This window comes from Pseudomonas sp. AC172, from assembly GCF_979258595.1.
Genome location: NZ_OZ409868.1, coordinates 2,218,709 through 2,243,859, shown reverse-complemented (window position 1 = coordinate 2,243,859; position 25,151 = coordinate 2,218,709). Strand labels below are relative to the sequence as shown.

The 25,151-nt window shown below is 59.9% G+C and carries 20 protein-coding genes; 8 read left to right on the top strand and 12 right to left on the bottom strand.

The features are described from left to right. Nucleotides 1-59 precede the first annotated feature (59 nt). Genes ACZ0A4_RS09910 through ACZ0A4_RS09860 form a run of 11 tightly spaced genes read right to left on the bottom strand, consistent with a single transcriptional unit; the run spans nucleotide 60 to nucleotide 12,158 of the window. Nucleotides 60-1,082: an HAD family hydrolase gene (locus tag ACZ0A4_RS09910; protein WP_463574383.1), complete on the bottom strand. Its 1,023-nt coding sequence runs from the start codon at nucleotides 1,080-1,082 to the stop codon at nucleotides 60-62. Further along, entirely contained in the window at nucleotides 1,079-2,431 is a 1,353-nt protein-coding gene (locus ACZ0A4_RS09905) for a BatD family protein (protein ID WP_463574381.1), read from the bottom strand. Before ACZ0A4_RS09905 ends, ACZ0A4_RS09910 begins: the two co-directional genes overlap by 4 nt. After that, the gene (locus ACZ0A4_RS09900; protein WP_463574380.1) at nucleotides 2,428-4,008 is read right to left on the bottom strand and encodes a VWA domain-containing protein; all 1,581 of its coding nucleotides are present in this window, start codon (nucleotides 4,006-4,008) and stop codon (nucleotides 2,428-2,430) included. The genes ACZ0A4_RS09905 and ACZ0A4_RS09900 overlap by 4 nt, the downstream gene beginning before the upstream one ends. A 1-nt stretch (nucleotide 4,009) precedes the next feature. Beyond that, nucleotides 4,010-5,002, bottom strand: a complete 993-nt coding sequence (locus ACZ0A4_RS09895) for a vWA domain-containing protein (protein WP_463574379.1) — start codon at nucleotides 5,000-5,002, stop codon at nucleotides 4,010-4,012. After that, nucleotides 4,989-5,591: a DUF4381 domain-containing protein gene (locus ACZ0A4_RS09890; RefSeq protein WP_463574378.1), complete on the bottom strand. Its 603-nt coding sequence runs from the start codon at nucleotides 5,589-5,591 to the stop codon at nucleotides 4,989-4,991. The genes ACZ0A4_RS09895 and ACZ0A4_RS09890 overlap by 14 nt, the downstream gene beginning before the upstream one ends. Next, on the bottom strand, nucleotides 5,588-6,523 hold the full coding sequence (locus ACZ0A4_RS09885) for a DUF58 domain-containing protein (protein ID WP_463574377.1): 936 nt from the start codon (nucleotides 6,521-6,523) through the stop codon (nucleotides 5,588-5,590). The genes ACZ0A4_RS09890 and ACZ0A4_RS09885 overlap by 4 nt, the downstream gene beginning before the upstream one ends. Then, nucleotides 6,520-7,500, bottom strand: a complete 981-nt coding sequence (locus ACZ0A4_RS09880) for an AAA family ATPase (RefSeq protein WP_463574376.1) — start codon at nucleotides 7,498-7,500, stop codon at nucleotides 6,520-6,522. Before ACZ0A4_RS09880 ends, ACZ0A4_RS09885 begins: the two co-directional genes overlap by 4 nt. Before the next feature lie 23 nt (nucleotides 7,501-7,523). Further along, entirely contained in the window at nucleotides 7,524-8,474 is a 951-nt protein-coding gene (locus tag ACZ0A4_RS09875) for a SphA family protein (RefSeq protein WP_463574375.1), read from the bottom strand. A gap of 16 nt (nucleotides 8,475-8,490) precedes the next feature. Next, entirely contained in the window at nucleotides 8,491-9,894 is a 1,404-nt protein-coding gene (locus tag ACZ0A4_RS09870) for a DUF1254 domain-containing protein (protein WP_463574374.1), read from the bottom strand. Nucleotides 9,895-9,907: 13 nt separating this feature from the next. Continuing rightward, nucleotides 9,908-11,359: a DUF1254 domain-containing protein gene (locus ACZ0A4_RS09865; protein ID WP_463558424.1), complete on the bottom strand. Its 1,452-nt coding sequence runs from the start codon at nucleotides 11,357-11,359 to the stop codon at nucleotides 9,908-9,910. Nucleotides 11,360-11,369: 10 nt separating this feature from the next. Next, nucleotides 11,370-12,158 (bottom strand): hypothetical protein, encoded by a 789-nt coding sequence (locus ACZ0A4_RS09860; protein WP_463398652.1) that lies wholly within the window; start codon nucleotides 12,156-12,158, stop codon nucleotides 11,370-11,372. Between the two features lie 626 nt (nucleotides 12,159-12,784). Between ACZ0A4_RS09860 and ACZ0A4_RS09855 the strand changes: the two genes are divergently transcribed. Further along, the gene (locus ACZ0A4_RS09855; protein ID WP_463396394.1) at nucleotides 12,785-13,153 is read left to right on the top strand and encodes a DUF6124 family protein; all 369 of its coding nucleotides are present in this window, start codon (nucleotides 12,785-12,787) and stop codon (nucleotides 13,151-13,153) included. A 253-nt stretch (nucleotides 13,154-13,406) separates the two neighbouring features. After that, the gene (locus ACZ0A4_RS09850; protein WP_463574373.1) at nucleotides 13,407-13,766 is read left to right on the top strand and encodes a hypothetical protein; all 360 of its coding nucleotides are present in this window, start codon (nucleotides 13,407-13,409) and stop codon (nucleotides 13,764-13,766) included. A 103-nt stretch (nucleotides 13,767-13,869) separates the two neighbouring features. On the opposite strand, the gene ACZ0A4_RS09845 is transcribed toward ACZ0A4_RS09850, so the two are convergent. Beyond that, entirely contained in the window at nucleotides 13,870-14,295 is a 426-nt protein-coding gene (locus ACZ0A4_RS09845) for a YciI family protein (RefSeq protein WP_242208002.1), read from the bottom strand. A gap of 130 nt (nucleotides 14,296-14,425) precedes the next feature. On the opposite strand from ACZ0A4_RS09845, the gene ACZ0A4_RS09840 reads away from it, so the two are divergent. The 6 genes from ACZ0A4_RS09840 (at nucleotide 14,426) to ACZ0A4_RS09815 (ending at nucleotide 24,911) form a co-directional block, all read left to right on the top strand. Then, entirely contained in the window at nucleotides 14,426-14,869 is a 444-nt protein-coding gene (locus ACZ0A4_RS09840) for an SRPBCC family protein (protein ID WP_463574372.1), read from the top strand. A 247-nt stretch (nucleotides 14,870-15,116) separates the two neighbouring features. After that, on the top strand, nucleotides 15,117-15,617 hold the full coding sequence (gene tpx / locus ACZ0A4_RS09835) for a thiol peroxidase (protein WP_194935989.1): 501 nt from the start codon (nucleotides 15,117-15,119) through the stop codon (nucleotides 15,615-15,617). 175 nt (nucleotides 15,618-15,792) lie between these two features. Beyond that, nucleotides 15,793-17,097 carry an MdtA/MuxA family multidrug efflux RND transporter periplasmic adaptor subunit gene (locus ACZ0A4_RS09830; RefSeq protein WP_463574371.1) on the top strand — a complete coding sequence of 435 codons (1,305 nt, stop codon included), beginning with the start codon at nucleotides 15,793-15,795 and terminating at the stop codon, nucleotides 17,095-17,097. Beyond that, nucleotides 17,094-20,195 carry an MdtB/MuxB family multidrug efflux RND transporter permease subunit gene (locus ACZ0A4_RS09825; protein ID WP_463574370.1) on the top strand — a complete coding sequence of 1,034 codons (3,102 nt, stop codon included), beginning with the start codon at nucleotides 17,094-17,096 and terminating at the stop codon, nucleotides 20,193-20,195. The genes ACZ0A4_RS09830 and ACZ0A4_RS09825 overlap by 4 nt, the downstream gene beginning before the upstream one ends. Nucleotides 20,196-20,337: 142 nt before the next feature. Beyond that, a complete protein-coding gene (locus ACZ0A4_RS09820; protein ID WP_463574368.1) occupies nucleotides 20,338-23,445 on the top strand; it encodes an efflux RND transporter permease subunit in 3,108 nt (1,035 codons plus the stop codon). Further along, entirely contained in the window at nucleotides 23,442-24,911 is a 1,470-nt protein-coding gene (locus tag ACZ0A4_RS09815; protein ID WP_141129291.1) for an efflux transporter outer membrane subunit, read from the top strand. Before ACZ0A4_RS09820 ends, ACZ0A4_RS09815 begins: the two co-directional genes overlap by 4 nt. Nucleotides 24,912-25,151 lie beyond the last annotated feature (240 nt).

The following is a 25,151-nucleotide window of genomic DNA, read 5'->3' as shown; positions in this document are numbered from 1 at the left end:
CTTTTCGCGGGGGTCGTTTATTGCGACTAACGTTTTTTGCGGTCCTGCATCACGCTTTCTTATTGCACCTGCCCGGTTGCCGGCGATTCGAACGGGTAGATCCGGCGCCATTCGGACGCCATGTCGACCACGGTCCAACCACGGGAATTCGCTTCGTCGAGGGCCTTGTCGAGCCGGCCGATATCGGATTTTCGGTCGTACGCCCATTCGCGCTTCGGGTCGGTGTGGTGCACCAGTCCCATGAAACGCTTGCCGGAACCGGCGGCCGTCCACTGCAGCATCTGCAGGTCGCCGTCAGAGTTGCCGAAGGCGAGAATCGGTCGCTTGCCGATCACCGCGTCGATGCTTTCCGGTTTGCCGGGGCCGTCGTCGTTGTGCGCCAGTTTCGGCGTGCGCACGATCGAGGCCTTGCCATCCTTGTATTGGAATGAAGTGATGAAGGTGGTGCCGATCACCTGTTCCGGCGGGATGCCGTAGACCTTCTCGGCGAAGGCGCGCATGAACCCGGTGTCGCCGCCGGAGACGATGTAGGTCTTGAAGTCCTGTTTGCGCAGGTAGTCGAGCATCTCCAGCATCGGCTGAAAGATCATTTCAGTGTACGGCTTGCCGGTTTTCGGATGGCGCGCCTGACTGAGCCAGGTCTTGGCGTAGTCATCGAAGGCTTCAGTGGTCATGCCGGTGTGAGTCGCGCCGACGATTTTCAGCAGGCCGTCCATACCGGAAGCGGCCAAGGCCTTGTGATCGTTCTCGAGTACAGCTTTGAACGGCTGGGTGGTCTTCCATTCCGGGTGCTGCGCGGCGGTGCGCTTGATCTCGTCGAAGGCGAAGAGCAATTCGAAATACGCCGGTTGTTCACTCCACAAGGTGCCGTCGTTGTCGAACACGGCGATACGGTCGCCCGGTTTCACGAAGTCCTTGCTGGTCTGGTCGGTCACGGTCTGCACGAATTCGATAATGCTCTTCTTCGCCGGGCCGTCATTCCACGACGGCAGCGGCTCGTTGGCTTGAGCCAGCAGTGGCAGGGCGAGGCCAAACACCAGGGCCAGGGCGAAACGTTGGCGTTGCCGTAGCGCAGTCGTCATGGGAAATCCTTCTCGTGAACGGGGTTGAGCGGGCGCAGGGCCGACGCCGGTTTTGCCTGCTGCTGTTCGGCCTGACTGTGAAGCGTAGTCAATGATTCGCGCAGTTGAACGAGTGTTTGCTCGGGACTTGGCTGACGACCGTAAAGCCCGCGTAACAGTCCTTGCAGGCGCGGGCCGGCATCGACCAGTTTCAGCCCCAGGCGACTGCGCCGCAGCCACAGGTACAGCGCGCTCAATTGCGCCGGTGTGCCTTGTAGCTGTGCGTTGATTTGTTGCCAAGCGAAGTCGGGGGATTGCTGCCACGCCTGTAGCTGCGCTTGCCGGCGTGCTTGCCACTGCTGCCTGGCGCGGATGAACGCAGGACGCAGCAGATAAGGGGCGGCAACGACAGCGGCGATCAGCGTTAGCCACAACAGCCAGCGCGTGGAGAAACGCAGATGATTCTGGCCCAGTTGCTTAAGGTCTTCGCTGATCGAAAATACCGGTTTGTAAGGCGTGCCGACTGCTGCTTCGAACGTCACCGCCGGCACTTGCGCTGTGCGCGATTGCCGAGTGCTGGCGTCCCACCACTTCACTGCAATGGCCGGCAGCGTGTGCGAGCCGGCCTTGTCGATGCGGTAGGTGACGCTGTCGATGCGCTGGCCACCAAGGATGTCACCGCGACCATCATCCAGCGCAGTGACTTGCGGGGTTTTGGTATAGCGGCTCAAACCGGGGATATCACCGAGCGTTGGAATCGGCAAGGCCATCGCCAGCGCGCCGTCTGCTTGCAGGGTCAGTTGGCGGGTGATGCTGTCACCGACTTTCAAGGGAGTCGCCGAGTTTGTGACGGTCTGGGTGAAACGCAAACCGTTGGCCACCAGCGGTGTTTCCCCGGGTTTGAAACCGGGCGGTTGTGCGGCGCTGAACTGCACCGGTTGGCTTTGCGCAGTGATTTCTGTCGTGGCTTGGCCGGGTGTCGCGCGCACGGTCAGAGAAGGGATATCAAACGTGCGCGCGACGTTCGGGGTGATCAGGTAGCTGTAGCGCAAACCGCTGAAGGCCTGGCCGTCGATGGTTTGATTCAGGTGCTGCGCCTGTCCGTCCGGCGGCATGACCAGCGCACCGTCGAGTTTCAGGTCGGGCAGGGTGGCGGCGCTGGTGAACCAGGTGTCGGTGAGGACGTCGATTTGCAGCTCGACCAGGCCACCGACCATCGCGCCTTCGGCGGGTTGCAGGTGGGCCTGGACTTTGAGTTGCGGGTCGGCGGCAAAAGCCTGGAGGGTGAACAGGCCACTGGCTAGACCAATCAGCAGAGCAGTGGTGATCAGGCGGGCCCCTTCGCGAGCAAGAGGGTTTGGAAGCTTCATGGCTTGGCCCCAACTTGGTCCTGCAAGCTGAACTTCTGCTTGAGAAACTTCGCCGGCGAAGTGGTCAGGTTCTGCAACCACAAGGCATCGGACGCGGCCTGTTCGGTCTCGACTTTTTTGCTTTGACCCTTGCCCGGTGCCTTGTCGAATTTAACCTCATCGGGTTTGGTTTCCGGGGCGTTTTTCTCCGCGCTTTCGGTGTCCTTGAGCAGCGCCTGCGCCAGGGCCAGATTGGCCGTGGCTTCGGGAAACTGCGGTTGCAACTTCAAGGCCTGGGTATACGCGGCGATGGCTTGATCGAACTTGAAGCGCCGCACGTAAATGTTGCCCAGATAGAAATACGCCTGCGGCGTGTCGAGCCGCGCAAAGGTCGCCAATGCGAGGTCGAAATCGGCTGCGTGATACGCCGCGATACCTTTCCAGTACGGGTCGACAAACAGCGCGGCGGCTTGCGGCAGATGCTCATGTTCGAACGCCCAGCGACCTTGCTGGTCGCGGGTGAAGAAAGCGTCTGTCAGGGCGTTGGCGTGCGCCGGCGCCGCTGGCCAGCCCAGGCCGATGGCCAGTGCCAGCGCCGGCATCCAGTTGACGCTCCAGCCCTTGCGCACGTTGAACAGCGCCAATAGCAACAGCGGCCAGCACAACCAGTAACCGGCGTCTTTCCAGTGCAATTCACGCTGCTCGGCGCTGGCACTCTGGAAGTGTTGCTGCGCGTGCAGTTCGATCCAGTCCAGGTCGTCGTCATTCAGGGTCAGGCTGCCCAGCGGCGCATCGAGGGCAGAGGCTAATTGCTTGAGCGCCGCCTGATCAAAACTGCCGAGCGCCGGGCGCCCGTTGGCATCGGTGCGCGGCTGGCCGCTGGCATCGTGAATGACGCCGCCGTCCTCACTGCCGACCGCCAACACCAGTACTTGCAACGGGGTGTCGCCCAGACGTTTGTCGAGAGCGTCGAGTTGCGAATTGTCGGCGCCGTCGGTGATCAACAGCAGACTGCCGGGGGTTTTCTCGGCACTGAGCAAACGTTTCGCCTGATCGATCACCGCGCCGACGTCTTTGCCCGGTTTGTCGATCAACCCGCTGCCCAAGGCTTGAATGAAGGTGTCGAGCAGAGCCGGATCGTCGGTCGGCGGCAACACCAGATGCGCGCTGCCGGCGTAGGCGATCAGTGCGGTGCGGGCGCCGGCGCGGCGCTGGATCAGGTCGTGCAGTTTGTGTTTCGCCGCTTCCAGTCGGCTCGGCTGCACATCGCTGGCGTCCATCGACGGCGACAGATCCACGGCGACAATCAACGGCGCACGGTTTTCGAGAAAGTCCGGTCGATCCTGCTCCCAAGTCGGCCCGGCAGCGGCAACTGCGCCGAGGATCAACAGCGCGCACAGCAGATGCACCGGGCGCAGGCGCTGATGGTCCTGTGGGGTGATCAGCAAATGCGCCAACAGGTGTTCGGCAATGTTGCCGCGCAACCGTCGTTGCAGGTCGCGACCACGCCGCCAGAGCAGCGGCAGTGCGGCGCCGAACAGTGCGAGCAGCAGCCAGAGGGGACGGAGGAAATGGAAGTCACTGAGGTTGATCTCCATCTCAGGCCTCCTGCCGTTGACGGGCGAACGCCAGACGCACACGCAGCAGCGCGCCGAGGTGATACAGGGCCAACAGAGCCATCGCCGAACCCAGCGGCCAGTAAAACAACTCGCGTTGCGGTTGATGGCTGAGGGTTTTCACTTGGTGCGGGGTGAGGCGATCGAGGGTGCTGTAGACCTGATCCAGCGCAGTGCGGTCTTCGGCGCGGAAGAACTGACCGCCAGTGGTTTTGGCGATCTGTTCCAGCGCCGACAGGTTGACCTTGGCTTCGCCGGACGCGCTCGGGTCGCCGATACCGATGGTGTGAATGATCACGCCTTTGTTGGCGGCCATTTCAGCGGCGTGATCCGGAGTGATTGCGCTGCTGGTGTCGTTGCCGTCGGTGAGCAGGATCAGCACTTTTTCCTGCTCATGGGCCTGATCCAGCAGCTTCAGGCTCAGGCCGATGGCATCGCCGATCGCGGTGTTCGGGCCGGCCATGCCGATGCCGGTGTCGGCCAGCAGCAGCGACAAGCTTGCGTGATCGAGGGTCAGCGGTGCCTGCGGATAGGCGCCGCTGCCAAACACGATCAGGCCGAGACGGTCGTCCTTGCGCTTGTCTATAAAGCCTTGCACCACCTCTTTGACGGCAGCGAGGCGATTGATTTTTGCGCCGCCGGCATTAGTGAAATCTTCGGTTTCCATCGACTGTGACAGGTCGATGGCGAGCATCAGGTCGCGCACCGGTTGTTGTCGTTCGATGGGTTTTTCGACAAACACCGGACGCGCAACCGCCAGCAGAATCAATGCCCAGACGAGGACGTTCAACAGCAGTTGCCAGCGATTGCGCCGGCTGCCGACGATGCCCGGTGCTTCACCGACGGCGCGGCTCATCGCTGCGAAAAACGGCACGCGTACGGCGCTGCGGGCCTCGTTGTAGGCGGGCAGATAGTGGTAAGCCAACCAAGGTAATGGCAGCAGGAGCAACAGCCACGGGTAATCAAGCTGCCACATGGTGATGCTCCATCCAGTATTGGCAGGTCTCGAACAGGGCCTGACGTTGCGGCGCGGGGAGGGCGCGCAAGGTGTCGTCGGGGGCGTAGGCGAGTTGTGCGAGTTGGTCGCTGAAGTCGGCCGGCAACGGTTTCGTACAGTGCCGTTGCAGAAAGCCTTGCCAATCCTCCCGCCCAAGCACCGCAGGACTCTGTGGGAGCTGGCTTGCCAGCGATGGCGTCCTGTCAATCAGTACAGATGTTGGATGTGATGGCCCCATCGCTGGCAAGCCAGCTCCCACAGGGTTTGCATTCCACAAAAAAGATTTGGGTGTGGGCATCGAAAGCGCCACGCGTTTGAGCAGCTCCGGCAATTCGCGCAAGGCATTGAGGTCATCACTGCGACCACGCAATTGCGCCAGACGCGCAAGGCCTTCACGCCGATAAGCGTCTCTTCTCCATTGCCGATAACGGCGGATACCGATCAGCAACGCGGCCAATATCAAAAAGGCGAGCAGCACCCACCAGCCCCAGGTCTGCGGCGCGTAACTGATCGGTGCAGGCAGCCCCAGCTCCTTGAGCTGTTCGATACTTGGGATCTGCGGATTCACCGTTTTGCCCCGGCACTTTTGCCCAGCTCGGCACGCAGTTGCGCATGGGCCTCTTCGGCGGTGCTGAACATCATCAACGGCACCTGACTGCGGCGCAGCAGGTCGGCGACATCCTTGAGCCGACCGCTGAGAAAGTCCCCGAGCGGCTGATGCACATTGCGCTTTTCCACCGCCAGTTCCACTTGCAACTCGCCCTGAGTGACCAGCAGGCGACCATTGTTCGGCAGCTTCATCGCCAACGGGTCGTAGACCTGCAGCGCAATCACATCGTTGTGCGCCGACAGTTGCCGCATCAGTTGCAGGGTACGTTCGCCGGCCCCGGCAAAGTCGCTGACGATGCAGATCAAATGATCATGCCCGGCCAGCGCGAGGCAGCGCTGCAGGACCTTGTCCAGTTGATCTTCGTCTTCAGCGTCGGGGTTGGCCGCGCTCAGTGCCCGATTCTGTTCAGCGATGCGGCTGAGCAAGGCTTCGACGCGTTTGCGGCTGCGCAGCGGCGCAATGCTGTCGATGCGCTGATCGTTGAACACCAGCCCGCCGACCCGGTCGCCGGCGTTGAACACCATCCATGCCGCCAACGCTGCGAGTTCGGCGCCGAGGGCGGATTTGAAGCTGCGTTGTGAGCCGAAAAACATCGACATGCGCTGATCGACGACGATCAACGCCGGGCGGTCGCGCTCTTCGGTGAAGGTGCGCACCACCGGTTTGCCGGTACGCAGCGAGGCGCGCCAGTCGAGGTGGCGCAAGTCGTCGCCCGGTTGATAGCGGCGCAACTCATCGAAATTCAGGCCGCGTCCGCGCAGGCGTGAGGCATGGTTGCCGGCGAGGATGCTGCCCCGAGGCTGACGGGCGAGAAAACTCAGGTCACGGGCCTTGAACTCCAGCGCCATCAATTGCGCGAGAGAGACGTAGACCAGTCCTTCATCGTTCACGCCGGAATCGCCACTTTGTCGAGAATCCGGTCAAGCACCTGATCGGCATTTACACCGTCGGCCACGGCGTCGTAGCTCAATTGCAGGCGATGACGCAGCACCGGATGCACCACCGCACGCACGTTGTCCGGCGAAACAAAATCCTGACCCTGCAACCACGCATCGGCACGCGCACAACGATCAAGGCCGATGCCGCCGCGCGGGCTGGCGCCGATAGCGATCCAGCGCGCCAAGTCTTCGTCGTAATCGGCGGGGTGGCGGGTGGCGTTGATTAGATCAATCAGATAACTGTCGATGGCCGGCGACACATGCACCGCGCTGACTTCCTTGCGCGCGGCGAAGATCACATCCTGCGCGAGGCTGAAACCCTTGATGGGTGTGGTGCTCGCACCTTGAGCGAACTCTTCGTTGCGCAACAGGCGCAGCACCTGGCTTTCGTTTTCCGCGCTCGGGTAATCGAGCAGGACTTTCATCAGAAAACGGTCCATCTGCGCTTCCGGCAGCGGATAGGTGCCTTCCTGTTCGATCGGGTTTTGCGTTGCCACCACGATAAACAACTCGGGCAGGGCATGACTGTTGCCGGCCACGGTGATCTGCCGTTCCTCCATGGCTTCAAGCAACGCGGCCTGGACTTTCGCCGGTGCGCGGTTGATCTCGTCGGCGAGAATCAGATTGCCGAACAGCGGCCCCGGCTGAAAACGGATTTCGTTTTTGCCGTCGACCTGATGCAGCACCTCGGCCCCGGTGATGTCCGAGGGCAGCAGGTCCGGAGTGAACTGGATGCGGCTCATCTTCGCGTCGAGGTGTTTGGCCAGCGCTTTGACCGTGCGCGTCTTGGCCAGCCCCGGCAGGCTTTCCAGCAGCAAGTGACCGTTGGCCAGCAATCCAAGGAGGATCTGCCGGATCACTTGATCCTGGCCGAGCACCGCTTCGGCGATGCTGGCTTGCAGGGCATTGAGGTCGGTAAGCGCAGTCATGGGGGCAGTCCTTTGTGTCCGGTCTAGAAAAAGGCCAGGGTCAGGTTGACGCTGAAGCCGTTGCCTTCAGGGCGGTTCTTGGTGTCGAACTCCGGGACCCAGCGCGCACTGATGTTGGCTTGGGCGTCGGCGAATTTGCCGGCCCAACCGATCACCGGGCCTGCGCCCACCGAACGCCCGCGATAACCATTGAAGGTATCGGCGGTCTGGCCTTTGTCGTCGGTCAGTTGCTGGATATAACCGGCGGCGACACCGGCGTTCCAGCCATTGCCAAAGCCGTGGGTCCATAGCGCATCGAGGGTGAAGATATTGCCGTTGCGATAGTCGGTGGCGTCGTTCTCGGTATAGAACTCAAGACCGCTGGACAGCGTGAGCTCGCCGCCCTTGCCATCCAGGTGCGTGAACGCCACGGTGGGCATGAACGTGTAGTTGTTCTGCCCCGGATTGGCCAGCCGATTATCGTTATAGGCGCCAGTCGGCACGTAGATCGGCAGGGACAGCGAAAGGTGGTTCAGTTCATCGAAGTGGTAACCGGCGGCAATCGGCGTGATCAAGGCATCGGCGAATTGCGTGCCGGAATCGCTGTCACCCAGGGTGCGACCGCGCGGGCCGGTAATGCTGGCCTTGATGTCGGTGTACTGCACCGGTACGCCGATTGCCGAAGCGTAGTTCCAGCGTCCCTTGCCGGTGTCCCAGACATGCGTGAAGTTGCCCATGGTGTAGGAGACTTTCATGTCGATCCCGCCGCTGACTGCGCCGGAGATCGGTGCACCGCTACTGCCCTTGAGCGAGCCGTCGTACCAGATGCTGGTGAGCGACATGACCCAGCCCGGTTCGGGTGGGACGATGCCGGCATTGGAAAACACCTGCTGGCCGGTGATCGGTCGGCCGACGCCGCCCTCCGCTGCGTAAAGCAGAGGACTGCCGATCATGCACAGCGCCAGTAACGGGCGCACAACGTTGGGCTTGATCATCAATCAATGACTCCGCTTATTGTTTTGAGTTGACCGGGATCAGTGGCGGCATTTTCCATTCGCCGCTGGCCACTTCCGGTTTTGGCAGATAAAGACGCAGGATCCCGTAGAACGACCCGTTGGGTGCTGGCAGCCAGTTGGCCTGTTTGTCCTTGCCGGGATTGTTGTGCTGCACGTAGAGGGTCAGGCCACCGTCGGCATCGAGCGCAAGGTCCGGTAGCATTCGCGAGTTGATCAGGTAGCGATTCAGCGGGTTGGCCACCAGCAATTTGTTCTTGCCGTCATACATCGTCAGCGACCAGAACGCGTCGGCCGGGGGCAGGGCGCCTTTGTCGAAATGCAGGGTGTAATCGTGTTTCGAGGCGTCGGCTGGCTGGCCGTCCTTGTCGACGAAGTAGCCGATGTAGTTCGCTTCTTCAGCGGAGTTGCCAAAGATGCCCATGTTGGCGCCGGCGTAGCGGTACAGGTAATTGCCCTTGAGGTGATCGCGGGTGCCGAAGAAATCCCCGCTGGTCACTTGATGGGTGTCGACCTTGTCCTTTTTGAACGCGGCAAATTCGCCTTTGGCATCGCTGATGCCGTCTTCGAGCGCTTTGCGCTGCTCGGCTGAGAGTTTCTTCAGGTCGAACGGCTGGCCAGCGCCGATGCCGATTTTGCCGAAGCGTGCGAGCAGATCCTTCTCGACATCCTGCGGCGGCGTGAACGCCAGCATGAAATTCAGGTAACGAAACAGCTCCGGGGTTTCGCTCATGGTCGGCGTGGGTTTCGGCCAGTTGACCTTGGGTGCCGGGACCGGGGCTTTTTGTTTGAGGTAGTGGCTGAGGGTTTCTACTTTGTAGCCTTTCTGGATCTGCTTGACCTTGGCCAGGTCCTTTTCATCGAACAACTGCGTGCGGTACAGCGCGTAGGTGATGTTGCTTTCGCTGCGCAGCAGGCGGTCGATGTTGACCGGTTGCTGACCTTGCCAGTCAGGCCCGGCAATCATGAAATGCCCACCGTTGTTACCCGTGCTGCGAGTGCCCAGATAGGCGAAATTCTGCGTGTAGGCGTCGATCAGTTGCACCGAGTAATAACGGTGTTCTTCGATCGGCGGCAGCGTCAGGATCAGCGGCTCGGTGCGCAAGTCCATCCAGACGAAGGAGTAGGGCGTGTCGGCGTTGGGCGTGACAAACGCGGTGTCCTTGGCGGTGAACGCCTTCGCCGTGTTGCCGATCTGGTTCAGCGGCGCCTTGTAGTTGGGGCTTTTACTGTCGATGGCCTGGGTGTAGAGGGTTTTGTACATCTCCACCACCGGGAAGCCATACAGATAGGCTTCCTTGGCAATGCCCTGGGCTTCGTCAGGGCTGGCGCTGAAATCGGCCAGGACGCTGGTGCTCAGCGTAAGGGTCAGGCCGGTCAGCAACAGATTGCGTGTGTGCATGGTGCGTCCTTATTTATTGCGCGAGCGTGATGTCGTCGAGTTTCCAGCTCTTGTCGAAATACGCTTCAGTCGGCGCGTACAGACGGAAATAACTGAACCAGTGTTTGCCGGGCAGGGTTTGCACCCAGTTGCTTTCCAGGCCCTTGGGTGCGGTCGGGCCGAAGTACAGATCCACCGAACCGTCGGGGTTCTTCTGCAAATCCTGACGCGAAGAAAGGTCGGCCTTGCGCTGCGGATTGTCGATCAAGCCGCGGCTGGTGATGTCGTAAACAGTCATCGACCAGAATTGTTTGGCCGGCGGGTTGGCGCCAACGTGCAGGCGATAGCTCTTGCCACCGTCGAGCCAGTCACCCTTGGCGTCGGTGTAGGCGCCGAGGTAGGTCTGACCCAGCCCCGGCGTTTTGGAAACCATGCCCTTGGTGTTGGTGACCGCCTCGTAGAACCAGGCACTGCGTTCCCACAACTGGTCGTAATAGGCCACGCGTTGTGATGGCTCGGCGATGTTCAGCACCGTGTCCCAGTGCCGGTCGGGCCAATACTGAGCGTCAGGAAAACGCTTGGCGAAGGTGTTGGCCTTGGCAATCAGTTCGCCGACCTGCGCACCTTGCTCAAGGGCCTGACGTTGATGGGTATTGGGGTTGAAGGGTTTGTCCTTTTCGATACCGAGGCTGGCAAGCATCGCCATGTAGAACCGGTCACGCTCGTTGACCGGTTCTTTCTGAATGATCTGGTGCAGGCGTTCCCAGTAGGCGATGCCTTGAGGTTGCGTGCCGGACCAAGGTTTGCCTTGCGGCGAAAGCAGGCGAGTGTCGCCCGGCTTATTGCGTTGGGCGTACGGGTACATCTTGAACTTCTCGACCAGTGCCTTGCCCTTGGCCGGGTCCGGATCGAGCACACGGAAACCCACCAGCACGTTCATGGTTTCCGATTTCGCCAGGTAGTACCGGCCGGCATCTGCCGGTGGTTCGGCTCCGGGTGGCAGCACCAGGTATTTGCCGCCCTGACCCTTATCGGGGCCGGTCTGCCCCATGTCGATGATCGCCCGCTGCCAGAAATCACCGATGCCGCCAGCGGTCGGCCCCGGCGGCAACTCGATCACCAGTGGCCCGGTTTCACTCAGATCGACGAAGCCGAGAATGTAGGGGGTAGTGGCGTTGGCAGTGATCACCCCAAGCTTGTCTTCGTAGCTGTTGAGTACCATCAGATCGCCGCTGCGCGCGCCGAGCTTGTCGCGAAACTCTTCCTGCCACTGTGCATAAGACACCAGCGGCAAGGCCCACAGATAACTCTGGGTCGCCTGCTGGAAATCCAGTTCGGCGTACAGTTTGGCAATCGATTCATGGCTCGGCAGCTCGCCTTCCATAGCGATCTTGCCGATAGGGGTATCGAGGTCCTGGGCGCCGACGCCACAACTGACAAACATCATCATCAAACTGAAACCGGCGGCTTTGAGGGCTACGTGCATAGCGATTTCCTTACTTGCCAAACGTCACGTTGAGGCCGGCATAGAGGGTGAATTGCGGCAGGCCATCGCCCTTGCGATCAACCGTCCATTGCGGTTCGACGAAGGCGTTGAGGATGTTGCTGCCGGACTTCCAGGCCTTGCCCACACCCAGACCTATCGGGATGTAATGGGTGTCGTTTTTCAGGTCGAAGGTCCAGGTGCCGGTGGAGCGCAAATACCAGCCTTTTTCCAGGTTATGAATGATGAACGGTTGCATCGTGGCGCTCTCGACGTGGGCGCGGTCGTTGTCCCCGGCAAACGAGCTTTGGTATTGCACCAGTGCGCCAAGCAGACCGCGCGGCGAAGCGTCGATTGCTACCGCAGCCAGGCCGCCTTGCCATTTGCCGGTACCGAGCTCGTCCTGTTCAGCCGTCGGCGCCGTGATCAGCGGACCAATGCCCAACTGCACGCCGTCGGTTTTCAGAATGAAGATATCGAACAGGTTCAGATCGCCGATACCGGTGCTGTAACGGTTGTGCGGATCGGGGCGGGTGCTGATCGGCAGCGTGGCGCGAACCAGTTGCGGCACACCGATGAAATCGTTCGGGGCGATCGGCAGGGTGCCACGCAGCAACACGTCATTGGTGTGCGCGTTGCTGTCGTAGAGTTTCGGGGTGTAGTAGTCCTGCAGATTGGCGCCGGGCGCCACGTTCAACGGGTTGTTGCTTTTGTTGGAGTCCTCGGCGTTATCCGCCTGCGCGCCACACGCAGCCGCCAGCGAACTCGCCAGAAAAAGAGTCTTCCCCACTCGATTGAACATCATCCCCGATTCCCTGGTGGCCTATGGACAACTCGGCACATCTTGGCCGTTACGGCGTAATCCCTTTCTTATCAAGCCTGTAGGACACGTCTGAATGACGCTAGCAGCTAATCGGGAGTTAGCCAGCCGAATGGATTAATTCTTTGGTTTTGTGAGCAGGATCACGGTGATTTTGTGTACTCAAAGGCTGCTGCCCGTGTAGGAGCTGCCGAAGGTTGCGATCTTTTGATCTTGTTTGTAAGTTCAAGATCAAAAGATCGCAGCCTTCGGTAGCTCCTACCTATGCGTATTTCAATTCGGGATGTTTAAACGTTGTTTGGAATTTGCGGAACGTTCCCACAAGGTTTTCAGGTTGTCCGTCGGACGTCGGGTCTCTAGCCTGTGCTCGTCGCTGCCAAATCAGCGACCGGGACTGGAAACCCCGACGGGTATTAGTGGCGCGTACACGCCTTTCATAACGTATCCTTGCGCACTTCGAATGTGTGCAGTCCGTTATGGCGGCTGTGCGCGGGAGACCTTCGGGTCGACCGGGTCGCCGCTGCCCGGGTTTCCAACCTGCGTACAGCTGCCACCTCTTCGTCCGGAAACCGAATGCGGCAGCTCCAACTTTCCAGTGGAGTTCTACCATGAAAAAGCCAACACCCAACCCCCCAGAATCAGACGCCGACAGCACATCCCCCTACGCCTCAGTCGACAGTAAAAAACTTCACGAAGCCGCCGACCGCGCCCTCGACTACTACCTCAATCCCGCCGCCCGCATCATGTCCTGCGCCAACGAGCCGGAACCCATGTACCTCGCCAATCCCCGCTACAACACCGAATCCCTGCTCGCCAACGCCAGCGAAACCCTAGGCTCGGCCAGCGAAATGCTGATCAACTTCGCCGCCTCCCTGGAAACCTCGCAGCGCAAGACTGCACTGGGTATCGCACAGGTCGTCATGTTGGGTGAGCTTGCGGTGAATCAAGCCCTGGATCACGTCGAACTCAAGAACTGATCTCTCTTGAATGATCATTCCCACGCTCAGCGTGGGAATGCAGCCCTTGACGCTCTGCGTCAAATTCGCAAGCTGAACGCAGAGCGTCCCTTGAAAGACGGTTGGGCATAACCGTGACAATTGCAGGAGCAAAGGCTTGATAAGGAATATGGTTACAAACAGGCGGATTAGCCTATGGCTGGTGGCAGTTCTATCCGTCAACGCGGCTTTTTTGGCTTTTCTGATTTTTGGTGATATCGGGAAGGGACACGATATGAAAATGATCAAAACCAAAGAGGCGTTACTGATTGAAGGGCCAAATGGCGACGAGAACTACTCTGTACTGCCTTTGGGTACCACGCTTTATCACGATAAAAGCTTTCCTGAAGGGCATGACCGTTATGTGGTCTATCTCAACCATAAAGGCGCAATTGCACACGAAGAAGTACCCATGAAACCTGAGTATGGCGGCTCATTGATCGATCCTCTCTGGTTGGCCAATGTTAATGAGGAAACCTTGAAAGAAATTTTCAAACGTTTTCCGCTTTCCAAAACAGATGTCGCCGCAGCTATCAAGGCCAATGAAATAACCAAGGATGATCTGGCCGACATCATCCGATCGATGCCCGACTGACAATTTTGCAGGTGTCGAGTGAAACGAGGCTGTGATCTTTTGACTTTGCTTTTCAAGATCAAAAGATCGCAGCCTTCGGCAGCTCCTGCATGTGATATCCGGTTCAGCCGTTTTTCTTGGCCTGTTCGCGAACGCGCTCTTCCTGCTCCCGCGCTTCTGGGGTGAACTCGGCACCGAAGTCTTCGGCAGAAAATATCTGGCGGATTTCAATTTCAGAATCGCCCGGCATCGGATTAGGGCAACGCTTGACCCATTCGATGGCTTCTTCTTTCGATTTCACTTCCCAGATCCAGTAGCCGGCCACCAGTTCTTTGGTCTCGATGAACGGCCCGTCGATGACCGTGCGTTTGTCCCCGGAGAAACGTACGCGGGCGCCTTTGCTGCTCGGATGCAGGCCATCGCAATCGATCAGGATGCCGGCCTTGACCAGTTCTTCGTTGAAGTTGCCCATCGCGGTGATCAGCTCTTCGCTGGGCATGATGCCGGCTTCGGAATCGGCGCTGGCTTTGACAAGGATCATGAATCGCATGGCGGGTACTCCTTGGATTGTGGGGATTCGTTGTTTAGTCGAACGGGCCGGGGTTGAATCGACAGGCTTGTAAATAAAAGATGCAGACCTGCGTTTTAACAAGCATCCCTGCCTACGGAATGTGTCGGCCATGCCAATCCTCGAACTCAGCACATTGATTCCCGCCCGCACACCGGCCGAAGTGCTCGACTTTTGTCTGGACGGGACGAATTTCCCGAAGATATTCCCGGAGCGCATCACACCGCTGGGCGATGTCGATCTGAACAATTTGCGTATCGAAGCCGGGCGGCAGTTCCGCTTTCGGCACTGGATGTTCAACCTGATTCCGGCGACCTGGACGGTGCTGATCCGCGAAGTGGGTGAGGCACATTTCATTGATGAAATGCTCAAGGGGCCGCTGCGTGCCTTTCGTCATGAACATCGGGTAGCCGCGGGAGAGGGCGGTACGCTTTATACCGACCGGGTGACGTACGCGGCGATTGGTGGAGCGTTCAGCGAGCGGTTATTGGTGGATGCTTATATGCGGCGGATTTTTGCAGCGCGGCATCGGAATATGCTGCAACTGCTCCAGTAACACCGGAGACTCCAATGTGGGAGCGAGCCTGCTCGCGAAAGCGCTGGGTCAGTCTGTATAAATGTTGGATGTGGCGGCCTCTTCGCGAGCAGGCTCGCTCCCACATTGGAACGGCGGCGGTTTTGTATACAATTTTTCGCGCAGGCCCCCAACAATTTCCAAACAGGGCATAGGTCGTCGGACAATTTCGTGGTTAACTTCCGCCTCTTGCATGCTTTCCAATCAAAACATCAGAAGGACTCAAGTCATGGCTCAAGTCACCCTTAAAGGCAATCCGGTTCAAGTCAACGGCCAGTTGCCACAAGCCGGTTCCAAGGCGCCAGCCTTTTCTCTGGTTGCCGGCAATCTGTCCGACGTCACCCTGAAAGACTTTGCCGGCAAGCGCAAAGTGCTGAACATTTTCCCAAGCGTTGACACCCCGACCTGCGCCACTTCGGTACGCAAGTTCAACGCTCAGGCCAGCGAAGTGGCTAACACCGTGGTGCTGTGCATCTCCGCTGACCTGCCGTTCGCCCAAGCGCGTTTCTGCGGCGCCGAAGGTCTGGAAAACGTCCAGAACCTGTCGACCCTGCGCGGTGCCGAGTTCATCGAGAACTACGGCGTGGCCATCGCTGACGGCCCGTTGAAAGGCCTGACCGCTCGCGCCGTCGTGGTTCTGGACGAAAATGACAACGTCCTGCACAGCGAACTGGTCAAGGAAATTGCCGAAGAGCCTAACTACGAAGCGGCGCTGTCCGTTCTCAAGTAAGCGCTTTTACAATTGTTAACGGCCTGGCCCTGTCCAGGCCGTTTTCATTTGTGTATCAGTGTTTTGCCTCACACCTTGAAACGTAAGTTGAAGGTAAATTGCCGGTAAAGCTGCTTTGCTATTTCCCCACCAGTGCTTATCGTTCAGCCTCCCGTAAAAGAAGCCCACGCGCCCAATGGTTAATGACTCCATGCAATCGTCCCCTCGTAACTCCCGTCGCTGGCTGATCAGCCTGCTTGTCTTGTTGGTGATCGCCGTTTTGTGCTGGAAATTCTGGCCCGCCGGTTCGGCCCACAAAGAGGGCGCTGACAAGGCGGCCGGGCACACCGGGCGTTCGGGGATGATGCGGCCGGGCTTCGGTGGCGGCACCGGGCCGATTCCGGTGCGCGTGGCGCCGGCGGTCACCGGTGACTTCCCGCTGTATTACAAGGCGCTGGGCACGGTGACCGCGCTCAACACCATCAATGTGCGCAGCCGGGTGGGCGGTGAGCTGGTCAAGATCAATTTCGAAGAAGGTCAGATGGTCAAGGCCGGCGATCTGTTGGCCGAGATCGACCCGCGCCCCTACCAGAACGCCTTGCTGCAGGCCGAAGGCACCTTGCTGCAGAATCAGGCACAACTGAAGAACGCTCAGGTCGACGTCGAGCGTTATCGCGGTCTGTACAAAGAGGACAGCATCGCCAAACAGACACTGGACACCGCCGAAGCACTGGTCGGCCAGTATCTGGGCACGGTCAAGACCAACCAGGCCGCAGTCAACGACGCCAAGCTCAATCTCGAATTCACCAAGATCCGCGCGCCGATTGCCGGTCGCGTCGGTCTGCGTCAGGTCGATGTCGGTAATCTGGTCACCGCCAACGACACCACGTTCCTCGCGGTGATCACCCAGACACAACCGATCAGCGTCGCTTTCACCTTGCCGGAAAACAGCCTCGAAACCGTGCTTGCCCGCTATCGCAGCGGCGCCAGACTGCCAGCTGAAGCGTGGGATCGCGGGGACACCAAGCTACAAGCCACCGGTGTATTGCAAAGCCTCGACAACCAGATTGATGTTGCCACCGGCACCCTGAAGTTCAAGGCCCGCTACGAAAACCGCGATCAGGCGCTGTTCCCCAACCAGTTCGTCAACGTTCACCTGTTGGCTGACACGCTGAAAGGCGTGGTGCTGGCACCGTCGGCGGCTATCCAGTTCGGTACCAACGGCACCTTCGTCTATGCCTTGGATGGCGACAAGAAAGTCACCATTCGCCAACTGAAGATCGGCGCCAGTGATGGTGAAAACACCGTGGTCACTGAAGGCCTGACTGCCGGCGACCGTGTGGTGCTGGAAGGCACCGATCGCCTCAAGGAAGGCAGTGAAGTGGAAGTGGTCAACGACAGCAATCAAGTACCGACCACGCCGACAGAACACCTGCAAGGCAAATCTGCCGCCACCCCGACTGATGCTGCTGTCACCGACAAGGCCAAGAAGGGCGCATGAACATTTCGCGGCTGTTCATCCTCCGACCGGTAGCCACCACCCTGAGCATGCTGGCCATTGTTCTGGCCGGCCTGATCGCTTACCGCCTGCTGCCGGTATCGGCGCTGCCACAGGTCGATTACCCGACCATCCGCGTCATGACCCTGTATCCCGGCGCCAGCCCGGACGTGATGACCAGTGCCGTGACCGCGCCGCTCGAACGCCAGTTCGGGCAGATGCCGGGCCTGACGCAAATGGCTTCGACCAGCTCCGGCGGTGCCTCGGTACTGACCTTGCGCTTCAGCCTCGACATCAACATGGACGTCGCCGAGCAGCAGGTGCAGGCCGCGATCAACGCCGCGACCAATCTGCTGCCAACCGATTTGCCGGCGCCACCGGTGTACAACAAGGTCAACCCGGCGGACACCCCGGTGCTGACCCTGGCGATTACCTCGAAAACCATGTTGCTGCCCAAACTCAATGACCTGGTCGATACGCGCATGGCGCAGAAAATCGCCCAGATCAGCGGCGTCGGCATGGTCAGCATTGCCGGCGGTCAGCGTCAGGCCGTGCGGATCAAGGTCAACCCGGAGGCGCTGGCGGCCAACAGTCTGAACCTGTCGGACGTGCGCACCTTGATCAGCGCCTCCAACGTCAACCAGCCGAAAGGTAACTTTGACGGCCCGACGCGGGTGTCGATGCTCGACGCCAACGACCAGCTGACGTCGCCCAAGGATTACGCCAACCTGATCCTCGCCTACAAGAACGGCGCGCCGTTGCGGCTCAAGGACGTGGCGGAAATCGTCGATGGTGCCGAAAACGAACGCCTCGCCGCGTGGGCCAACCAGAATCAGGCGGTATTGCTGAACATCCAGCGTCAGCCGGGTGCCAACGTGATCGAGGTGGTCGACCGCATCAAAGCGCTGCTGCCGAGCATTACCGACAACCTGCCGGCCGGCCTCGATGTCACCGTACTGACTGACCGTACGCAAACCATCCGTGCCTCGGTCACCGACGTCCAGCACGAACTGCTGATCGCCATCGCTCTGGTGGTGATGGTGACATTCCTGTTCTTGCGACGCGCCAGCGCCACGATCATTCCATCGGTAGCCGTGCCGCTGTCGCTGATCGGCACCTTCGGCGTGATGTACCTCGCCGGCTTCTCGGTCAACAACCTGACCCTGATGGCCCTGACCATTGCCACCGGTTTTGTGGTCGACGACGCCATCGTCATGCTCGAGAACATCGCGCGTTTCATCGAAGAGGGCGACAGCCCGATGCAAGCGGCGCTCAAAGGCGCCAAACAGATCGGCTTCACCCTGATTTCCCTGACCCTGTCGCTGATCGCAGTACTGATTCCGCTGTTGTTCATGGCCGACGTGGTCGGGCGCCTGTTCCGTGAATTCGCCATCACCCTGGCCGTGGCGATCCTGATTTCGCTGGTGGTCTCGCTGACCCTGACGCCAATGATGTGCGCGCGTCTGCTCAAGCGTGAACCCGAAGAACACGAGCAGGGCCGTTTTTATCGGGCCAGTGGCGCGGTCATCGACTGGATGATCGCCGCTTACGGGCGCAAGTTGCAGTGGGTGCTCAAGCATCAGCCGCTGACGTTGCTGGTGGCCATCGGCACGCTGGCGTTGACCGTGTTCCTCTATATGGTCGTGCCCAAAGGCTTCTTCCCGGTCCAGGACACCGGGGTGATTCAGGGCATTTCCGAAGCACCACAGTCGATTTCCTTTGCGGCCATGGGCGAGCGCCAACAGGAACTGGCGAAAATCATTCTGGAAGATCCGGCGGTACAGAGCCTGTCGTCCTACATCGGTGTCGACGGCGATAACGCCACGCTCAACAGCGGCCGTTTGCTGATCAATCTCAAGCCCCATGGCGATCGCGATCTGAGCGCCACGGAAGTGATTGCGCGCCTGCAACCGCAGCTGGACAAACTGGTCGGCATCCGCCTGTTCATGCAGCCGGTGCAGGATCTGACCATCGAAGACCGCGTCAGCCGCACGCAATACCAGTTCAGCATGTCCTCGCCGGATTCCGAACTGCTCAGCCAGTGGAGCGGCCGACTGGTCGAAGCACTGGCGCAGCGTCCGGAACTGACCGACGTCGCCAGTGATTTGCAGGACAAGGGCTTGCAGGTCTATCTGGTGATCGATCGCGATGCGGCTTCACGCCTGGGCGTCTCGGTGGCGAACATCACCGATGCGCTCTACGACGCCTTTGGTCAGCGGCAGATCTCAACCATTTACACCCAGGCCAGCCAGTACCGCGTGGTGCTGCAGGCCCAGGCCGGTGAGAAAATCGGCCCGCAGGCGCTGGACCAGATTCACGTCAAGACCACCGATGACGCGCAAGTACGTCTATCGAGTCTGGCCCATATCGAGGAACGTCAGGCGCAACTGGCGATCACGCATATCGGCCAGTTCCCGGCAGTGATGATGTCGTTCAACCTCGCACCCGGCGTGGCGTTGGGGCATGCGGTCGATATCATTGAGCAGGTACAGAAAGACATCGGTATGCCCGTCGGCGTGCAGACCCAGTTCCAGGGGGCAGCGGAAGCTTTCCAGGCGTCGTTGTCGAGCACCTTGCTGCTGATTCTGGCGGCGGTGGTGACCATGTACATCGTGCTGGGCGTGTTGTACGAGAGCTACATCCACCCGATCACTATTCTGTCGACCTTGCCGTCGGCGGCAGTCGGCGCTTTGCTGGCGTTGCTGCTCAGTGGCAATGACCTGGGCATGATCGCGATAATCGGCATCATCCTGTTGATCGGTATCGTGAAAAAGAACGCGATCATGATGATCGACTTCGCCCTCGATGCTGAGCGCACCCAGGGCATGGCGCCGGAACAGGCGATCTATCAGGCCGCGCTGCTGCGCTTCCGGCCAATCCTCATGACCACGCTGGCAGCGCTGTTTGGTGCGGTGCCGTTGATGCTCGCCACCGGTTCCGGGGCTGAATTGCGTCAGCCGCTGGGTCTGGTGATGGTCGGCGGTCTGCTGGTGAGCCAGGTGCTGACGCTGTTCACCACGCCGGTGATCTACCTGTATTTCGACCGCCTCGGGCGACGCTTTGGCAAGACCAATGCGGACACTGAAGAGGTGTCGGTATGACTTTGCATCACCACATAACCTGTGGGAGCGAGCTTGCTCGCGAAAGCGGTCAGTCAGTCACTAACGATGTTGAATGTGCCGGCCTCTTCGCGAGCAAGCTCGCTCCCACAGGGTTGGGCGGTGGAGCAGGGGTTCGTGTTCGATGAACCTCTCCGGTCCTTTCATCAAGCGTCCCGTCGCGACGATGCTGCTGAGCCTGGCGATCATGCTGCTCGGTGGTGTCAGCTTCGGTCTGCTGCCAGTAGCGCCGTTGCCGCAAATGGATTTCCCGGTGATCGTCGTGCAGGCCAGCCTGCCCGGTGCCAGCCCGGAGGTCATGGCGTCCACCGTGGCCACGCCGCTAGAACGTTCATTCGGTGCGATTGCCGGCGTCAACACCATGAGCAGCCGTTCCAGTCAGGGTTCGACCCGGGTCATTCTGCAATTTGACCTCGACCGCGACATCAACGGTGCCGCGCGGGAAGTACAGGCAGCAATCAACGCTTCGCGCAACCTGCTGCCAAGTGGCATGCGCAGTATGCCGACCTACAAAAAGGTCAACCCGTCGCAGGCGCCGATCATGGTGTTGTCGCTGACTTCGGACGTGCTGGAAAAAGGCCAGCTCTACGATTTGGCTTCGACCATTCTTTCGCAGAGCCTGTCGCAAGTGCAGGGCGTCGGGGAAGTGCAGATCGGCGGCAGTTCGCTGCCGGCGGTGCGTATCGAACTCGAACCGCAGGCGCTGAACCAGTACGGCGTGGCGCTCGACGATGTGCGCAAGACCATCGCCGATGCCAACGTGCGCCGGCCAAAAGGTTCAGTCGAGGACGGTCAGCGCTTGTGGCAGATCCAGGCCAATGACCAGCTGGAAAAAGCCAAGGATTACGAATCACTGATCATCCACTATGCCGATGGCGCAGCGTTGCGCCTCAAGGACGTGGCCAAGGTCAGTGACGGTGTCGAGGACCGTTACAACAGCGGTTTCTTCAACGATGACGCGGCGGTGCTGCTGGTGATCAACCGCCAGGCCGGCGCCAACATCATCGAGACGGTCAACGAGATCAAGGCGCAACTGCCGGCCCTGCAAGCGGTGTTGCCAGCCAGCGTGAAGCTGAATCTGGCCATGGACCGTTCGCCGGTGATCAAGGCAACGTTGCACGAAGCAGAGATGACCCTGCTGATTGCCGTGGCGCTGGTGATTCTGGTGGTGTTCCTGTTCCTCGGTAACTTCCGCGCCTCGCTGATTCCGACATTGGCCGTGCCGGTGTCGCTGGTCGGCACCTTTGCGGTGATGTACCTCTATGGCTTCTCACTGAACAACCTGTCGCTGATGGCGCTGATTCTGGCCACCGGCCTGGTGGTGGACGACGCCATCGTGGTGCTGGAGAACATTTCCCGGCACATCGACGAAGGCGTCAAACCGATGCAGGCCGCGTACCTCGGGGCCAAGGAAGTCGGTTTCACCTTGCTGTCGATGAACGTCTCGCTGGTGGCGGTGTTCCTGTCGATTCTGTTCATGGGCGGTATCGTCGAAAGCCTGTTCCGCGAGTTTTCCATCACCTTGGCCGCAGCCATCGTCGTGTCGCTGGTGGTCTCGCTGACGTTGACGCCGATGCTTTGCGCCCGTTGGCTGAAACCGCATACACCCGGGCAGGAAAACCGCCTGCAACGCTGGAGCCGCCGCACCAACGACTGGATGGTCGGCAAATACGCCACCAGCCTCGACTGGGTGTTGCGCCACCGGCGTCTGACCTTGCTCAGCCTGCTGATCACGGTGGGCGTCAACGTCGCGTTGTACGTCGTGGTGCCAAAAACCTTCATGCCCCAGCAGGACACCGGCCAGTTGATCGGTTTCGTGCGCGGTGACGACGGTCTGTCGTTCAGTGTGATGCAACCGAAAATGGAAATCTTCCGCCGCGCCGTGCTCAAGGACGAAGCGGTGGAAAGTGTCGCCGGTTTCATCGGCGGCACCAACGGCACCAACAACGCTTTCATGCTGGTTCGTCTGAAACCGATCAAAGAGCGTCAGCTCAACGCACAGAAAGTCATCGAGCGCCTGCGCAAGGAAATGCCCAAGGTTTCCGGTGCGCAACTGATGCTGATGGCGGATCAGGACCTGCAATTTGGCGGTGGTCGCGAGCAGACCACGTCGCAATACAGCTATATCCTGCAAAGTGGCGACCTCGGTTCACTGCGCGAGTGGTACCCGAAAGTTGTGGCGGCGCTGCGTGCGTTGCCCGAGCTGACGGCGATCGACGCGCGTGAAGGCAAGGGGGCCCAGCAAGTGACACTGATTGTCGATCGTGATCAGGCCAAGCGTTTGGGGATCGACATGAACATGGTCACCGCCGTGCTGAACAACGCCTACAGCCAGCGGCAGATTTCGACGATCTATGACAGCCTCAACCAGTATCAAGTGGTCATGGAGGTCAACCCGAAATACGCTCAGGACCCGGTGACGCTCAAGCAAGTGCAGGTGATCACCGCTGACGGTGCGCGGGTGCCGCTGTCGACGATCGCTCATTATGAGAGCAGCCTGGAAGATGACCGCGTCAGCCACGAAGGCCAGTTCGCCTCCGAAGACATTTCCTTCGACATGGCTGAAGGCGTGACGGTGGAGCAGGGCAGTGCCGCCATCGAGCGGGCGATTGCAAAACTCGGCCTGCCGGAAGACGTGATCGCGAAAATGGCCGGCACCGCCGACGCCTTTGCCGCGACGCAGAAAAGCCAGCCGTTCATGATTCTCGGGGCGTTGCTGGCGGTGTATCTGGTGTTGGGCGTGCTGTATGAAAGCTACATCCATCCGCTGACGATCCTGTCGACCCTGCCGTCGGCCGGTGTCGGCGCGTTGCTGTCGATCTATGCGCTGGGCGGCGAGTTCAGCCTGATCTCGTTGCTCGGGTTGTTCCTGCTGATTGGGGTGGTGAAGAAAAACGCCATTCTGATGATCGACCTTGCGCTGCAACTGGAACGGCATCAGGGCCTGTCGCCGCTGGAATCGATCCGCAGCGCCTGCCTGCAACGTCTGCGCCCGATTCTGATGACCACGCTGGCGGCGATTCTCGGTGCCTTGCCGTTGCTGCTCAGCCGGGCCGAAGGTGCGGAAATGCGCCAGCCGCTCGGTTTGACGATCATCGGCGGGCTGATTTTCAGCCAGGTGCTGACGCTTTACACCACCCCTGTGGTTTACCTCTATCTCGACAAGCTGCGCCATCGTTTCAACAAATGGCGTGGCGTGCGTACTGACGCCGCTCTGGAAACTCCGCTATGACTGACCGTTCGCTTTTCAATCTGGCCACTGTTCGAGGCTCGCGTCTGCTGAGCCTGTCGCTGTGCGTGGCGATGCTCAGTGCCTGCGCTGTCGGCCCGGATTACCAACGCCCGCAAACCGCTGAAATCGCTCAGTACAAGCAAGCCGAAGGCTGGACCCAGGCCAACCCGAGCGATTCGCTGGCCCGTGGTGCCTGGTGGGAACTGTATGGCGATCAGCAGCTCAACGGGTTGATCGAAAAGCTCAACAACGCCAACCAGACAGTCGCGCAATCGGAAGCCCAGTACCGTCAGGCCCAGGCCTTGGTGCGCAGTGCTCGCGGGGCGTTCTATCCCAGCGTTGACCTGAGCCTGGGCAAGACCCGCTCCAGTCAGGGCACCGGCAGCAGCAGTTCGAGTCTGAGCAGTTCGTCCAGCGGTATCCGCGACACCTATAACGCCGAACTGGGCGTCAGTTGGGAAGCTGACGTGTGGGGCAAGCTGCGCCGTGGACTGGAAGCCGATGAGGCCAGTGCCCAGGCCAGCTTTGCCGACCTGGCCGCCATGCGTCTGAGCCAGCAATCGGAACTGGTGCAGAACTACCTGCAATTGCGGGTGATCGATCAGCAGAAACGTCTGCTCGAAGCCACGGTTGCCGCCTACGAACGCTCGCTGAAAATGACTCAGAACCAGTACCGCGCCGGGGTTTCCGGGCGCGATGCGGTAGCACAGGCGCAGACGCAACTGAAAAGCACCCAGGCCGATCTGGTCGACCTGATCTGGCAGCGCGCGCAATTCGAAAATGCGATTGCGGTGCTCACCGGGCAAGCCCCGGCAGATTTCAATATTGCCGAAGTGCAGACCATTCCCAAGCTGCCGCAAGTGCCATTGAGCTTGCCCTCGCAGTTGCTGGAGCGGCGCCCGGACATCGCCTCGGCGGAGCGTTCGGTGATCGCTGCCAACGCCAACATCGGCGTGGCCAAAGCGGCGTATTACCCGGATCTGAGCTTGAGTCTGAGCGGCGGCTACAGCAGCAGTACTTCGCAGAACCTGATCAGCCTGCCGAACCGTTTCTGGTCGGTCGGGCCGAAACTGTCGTTGCCGATTTTCGATGGCGGCATCCGTTCGGCCGAAGTCGACCGCACTGAAGCGGTCTACGACCAGACCGTGGCCAAGTACCGGCAAACCGTGCTCGACGGTTTCCGCGAAGTGGAAAACTATCTGGTGCAGTTGAAGGTGTATGAGGACGAAGCGGCGGTGCGCCAGGAAGCGCTGGATGCGGCCCGGGATTCTCTGCGCCTGACGGAAAACCAGTACAAGGCCGGATTGATCGCCTACATCGATGTAGTCGTGGTGCAAGCCACGGCACTGAGCAACGAGCGCAGCGTGCTGAACATTCTGCAAAGCCGTCTGATCGCCAGCGTGCAACTGATTGCGGCACTGGGCGGTGGCTGGGACGGGCAACTGGATGTCAGTGACGCCCAATAAATCACGCCTTGATCAACAACCTGTGGGAGCGAGCTTGCTCGCGAAGGCGTCCTTGCATTCACTTATTGTTTCGAATCGAAGGGCCTATTCGCGAGCAAGCTCGCTCCCACAGTAAGCGCGCCAGTTGCAGAAAAGCCCATTCCAGAGCCTTGTCGGACGATCGAACAAGCGTTTCATCGGCTTGATGGCCAATTGCTTACTTTGTCAGTGCGTTCTTCGGTGCAATCAGTACAATCGCCG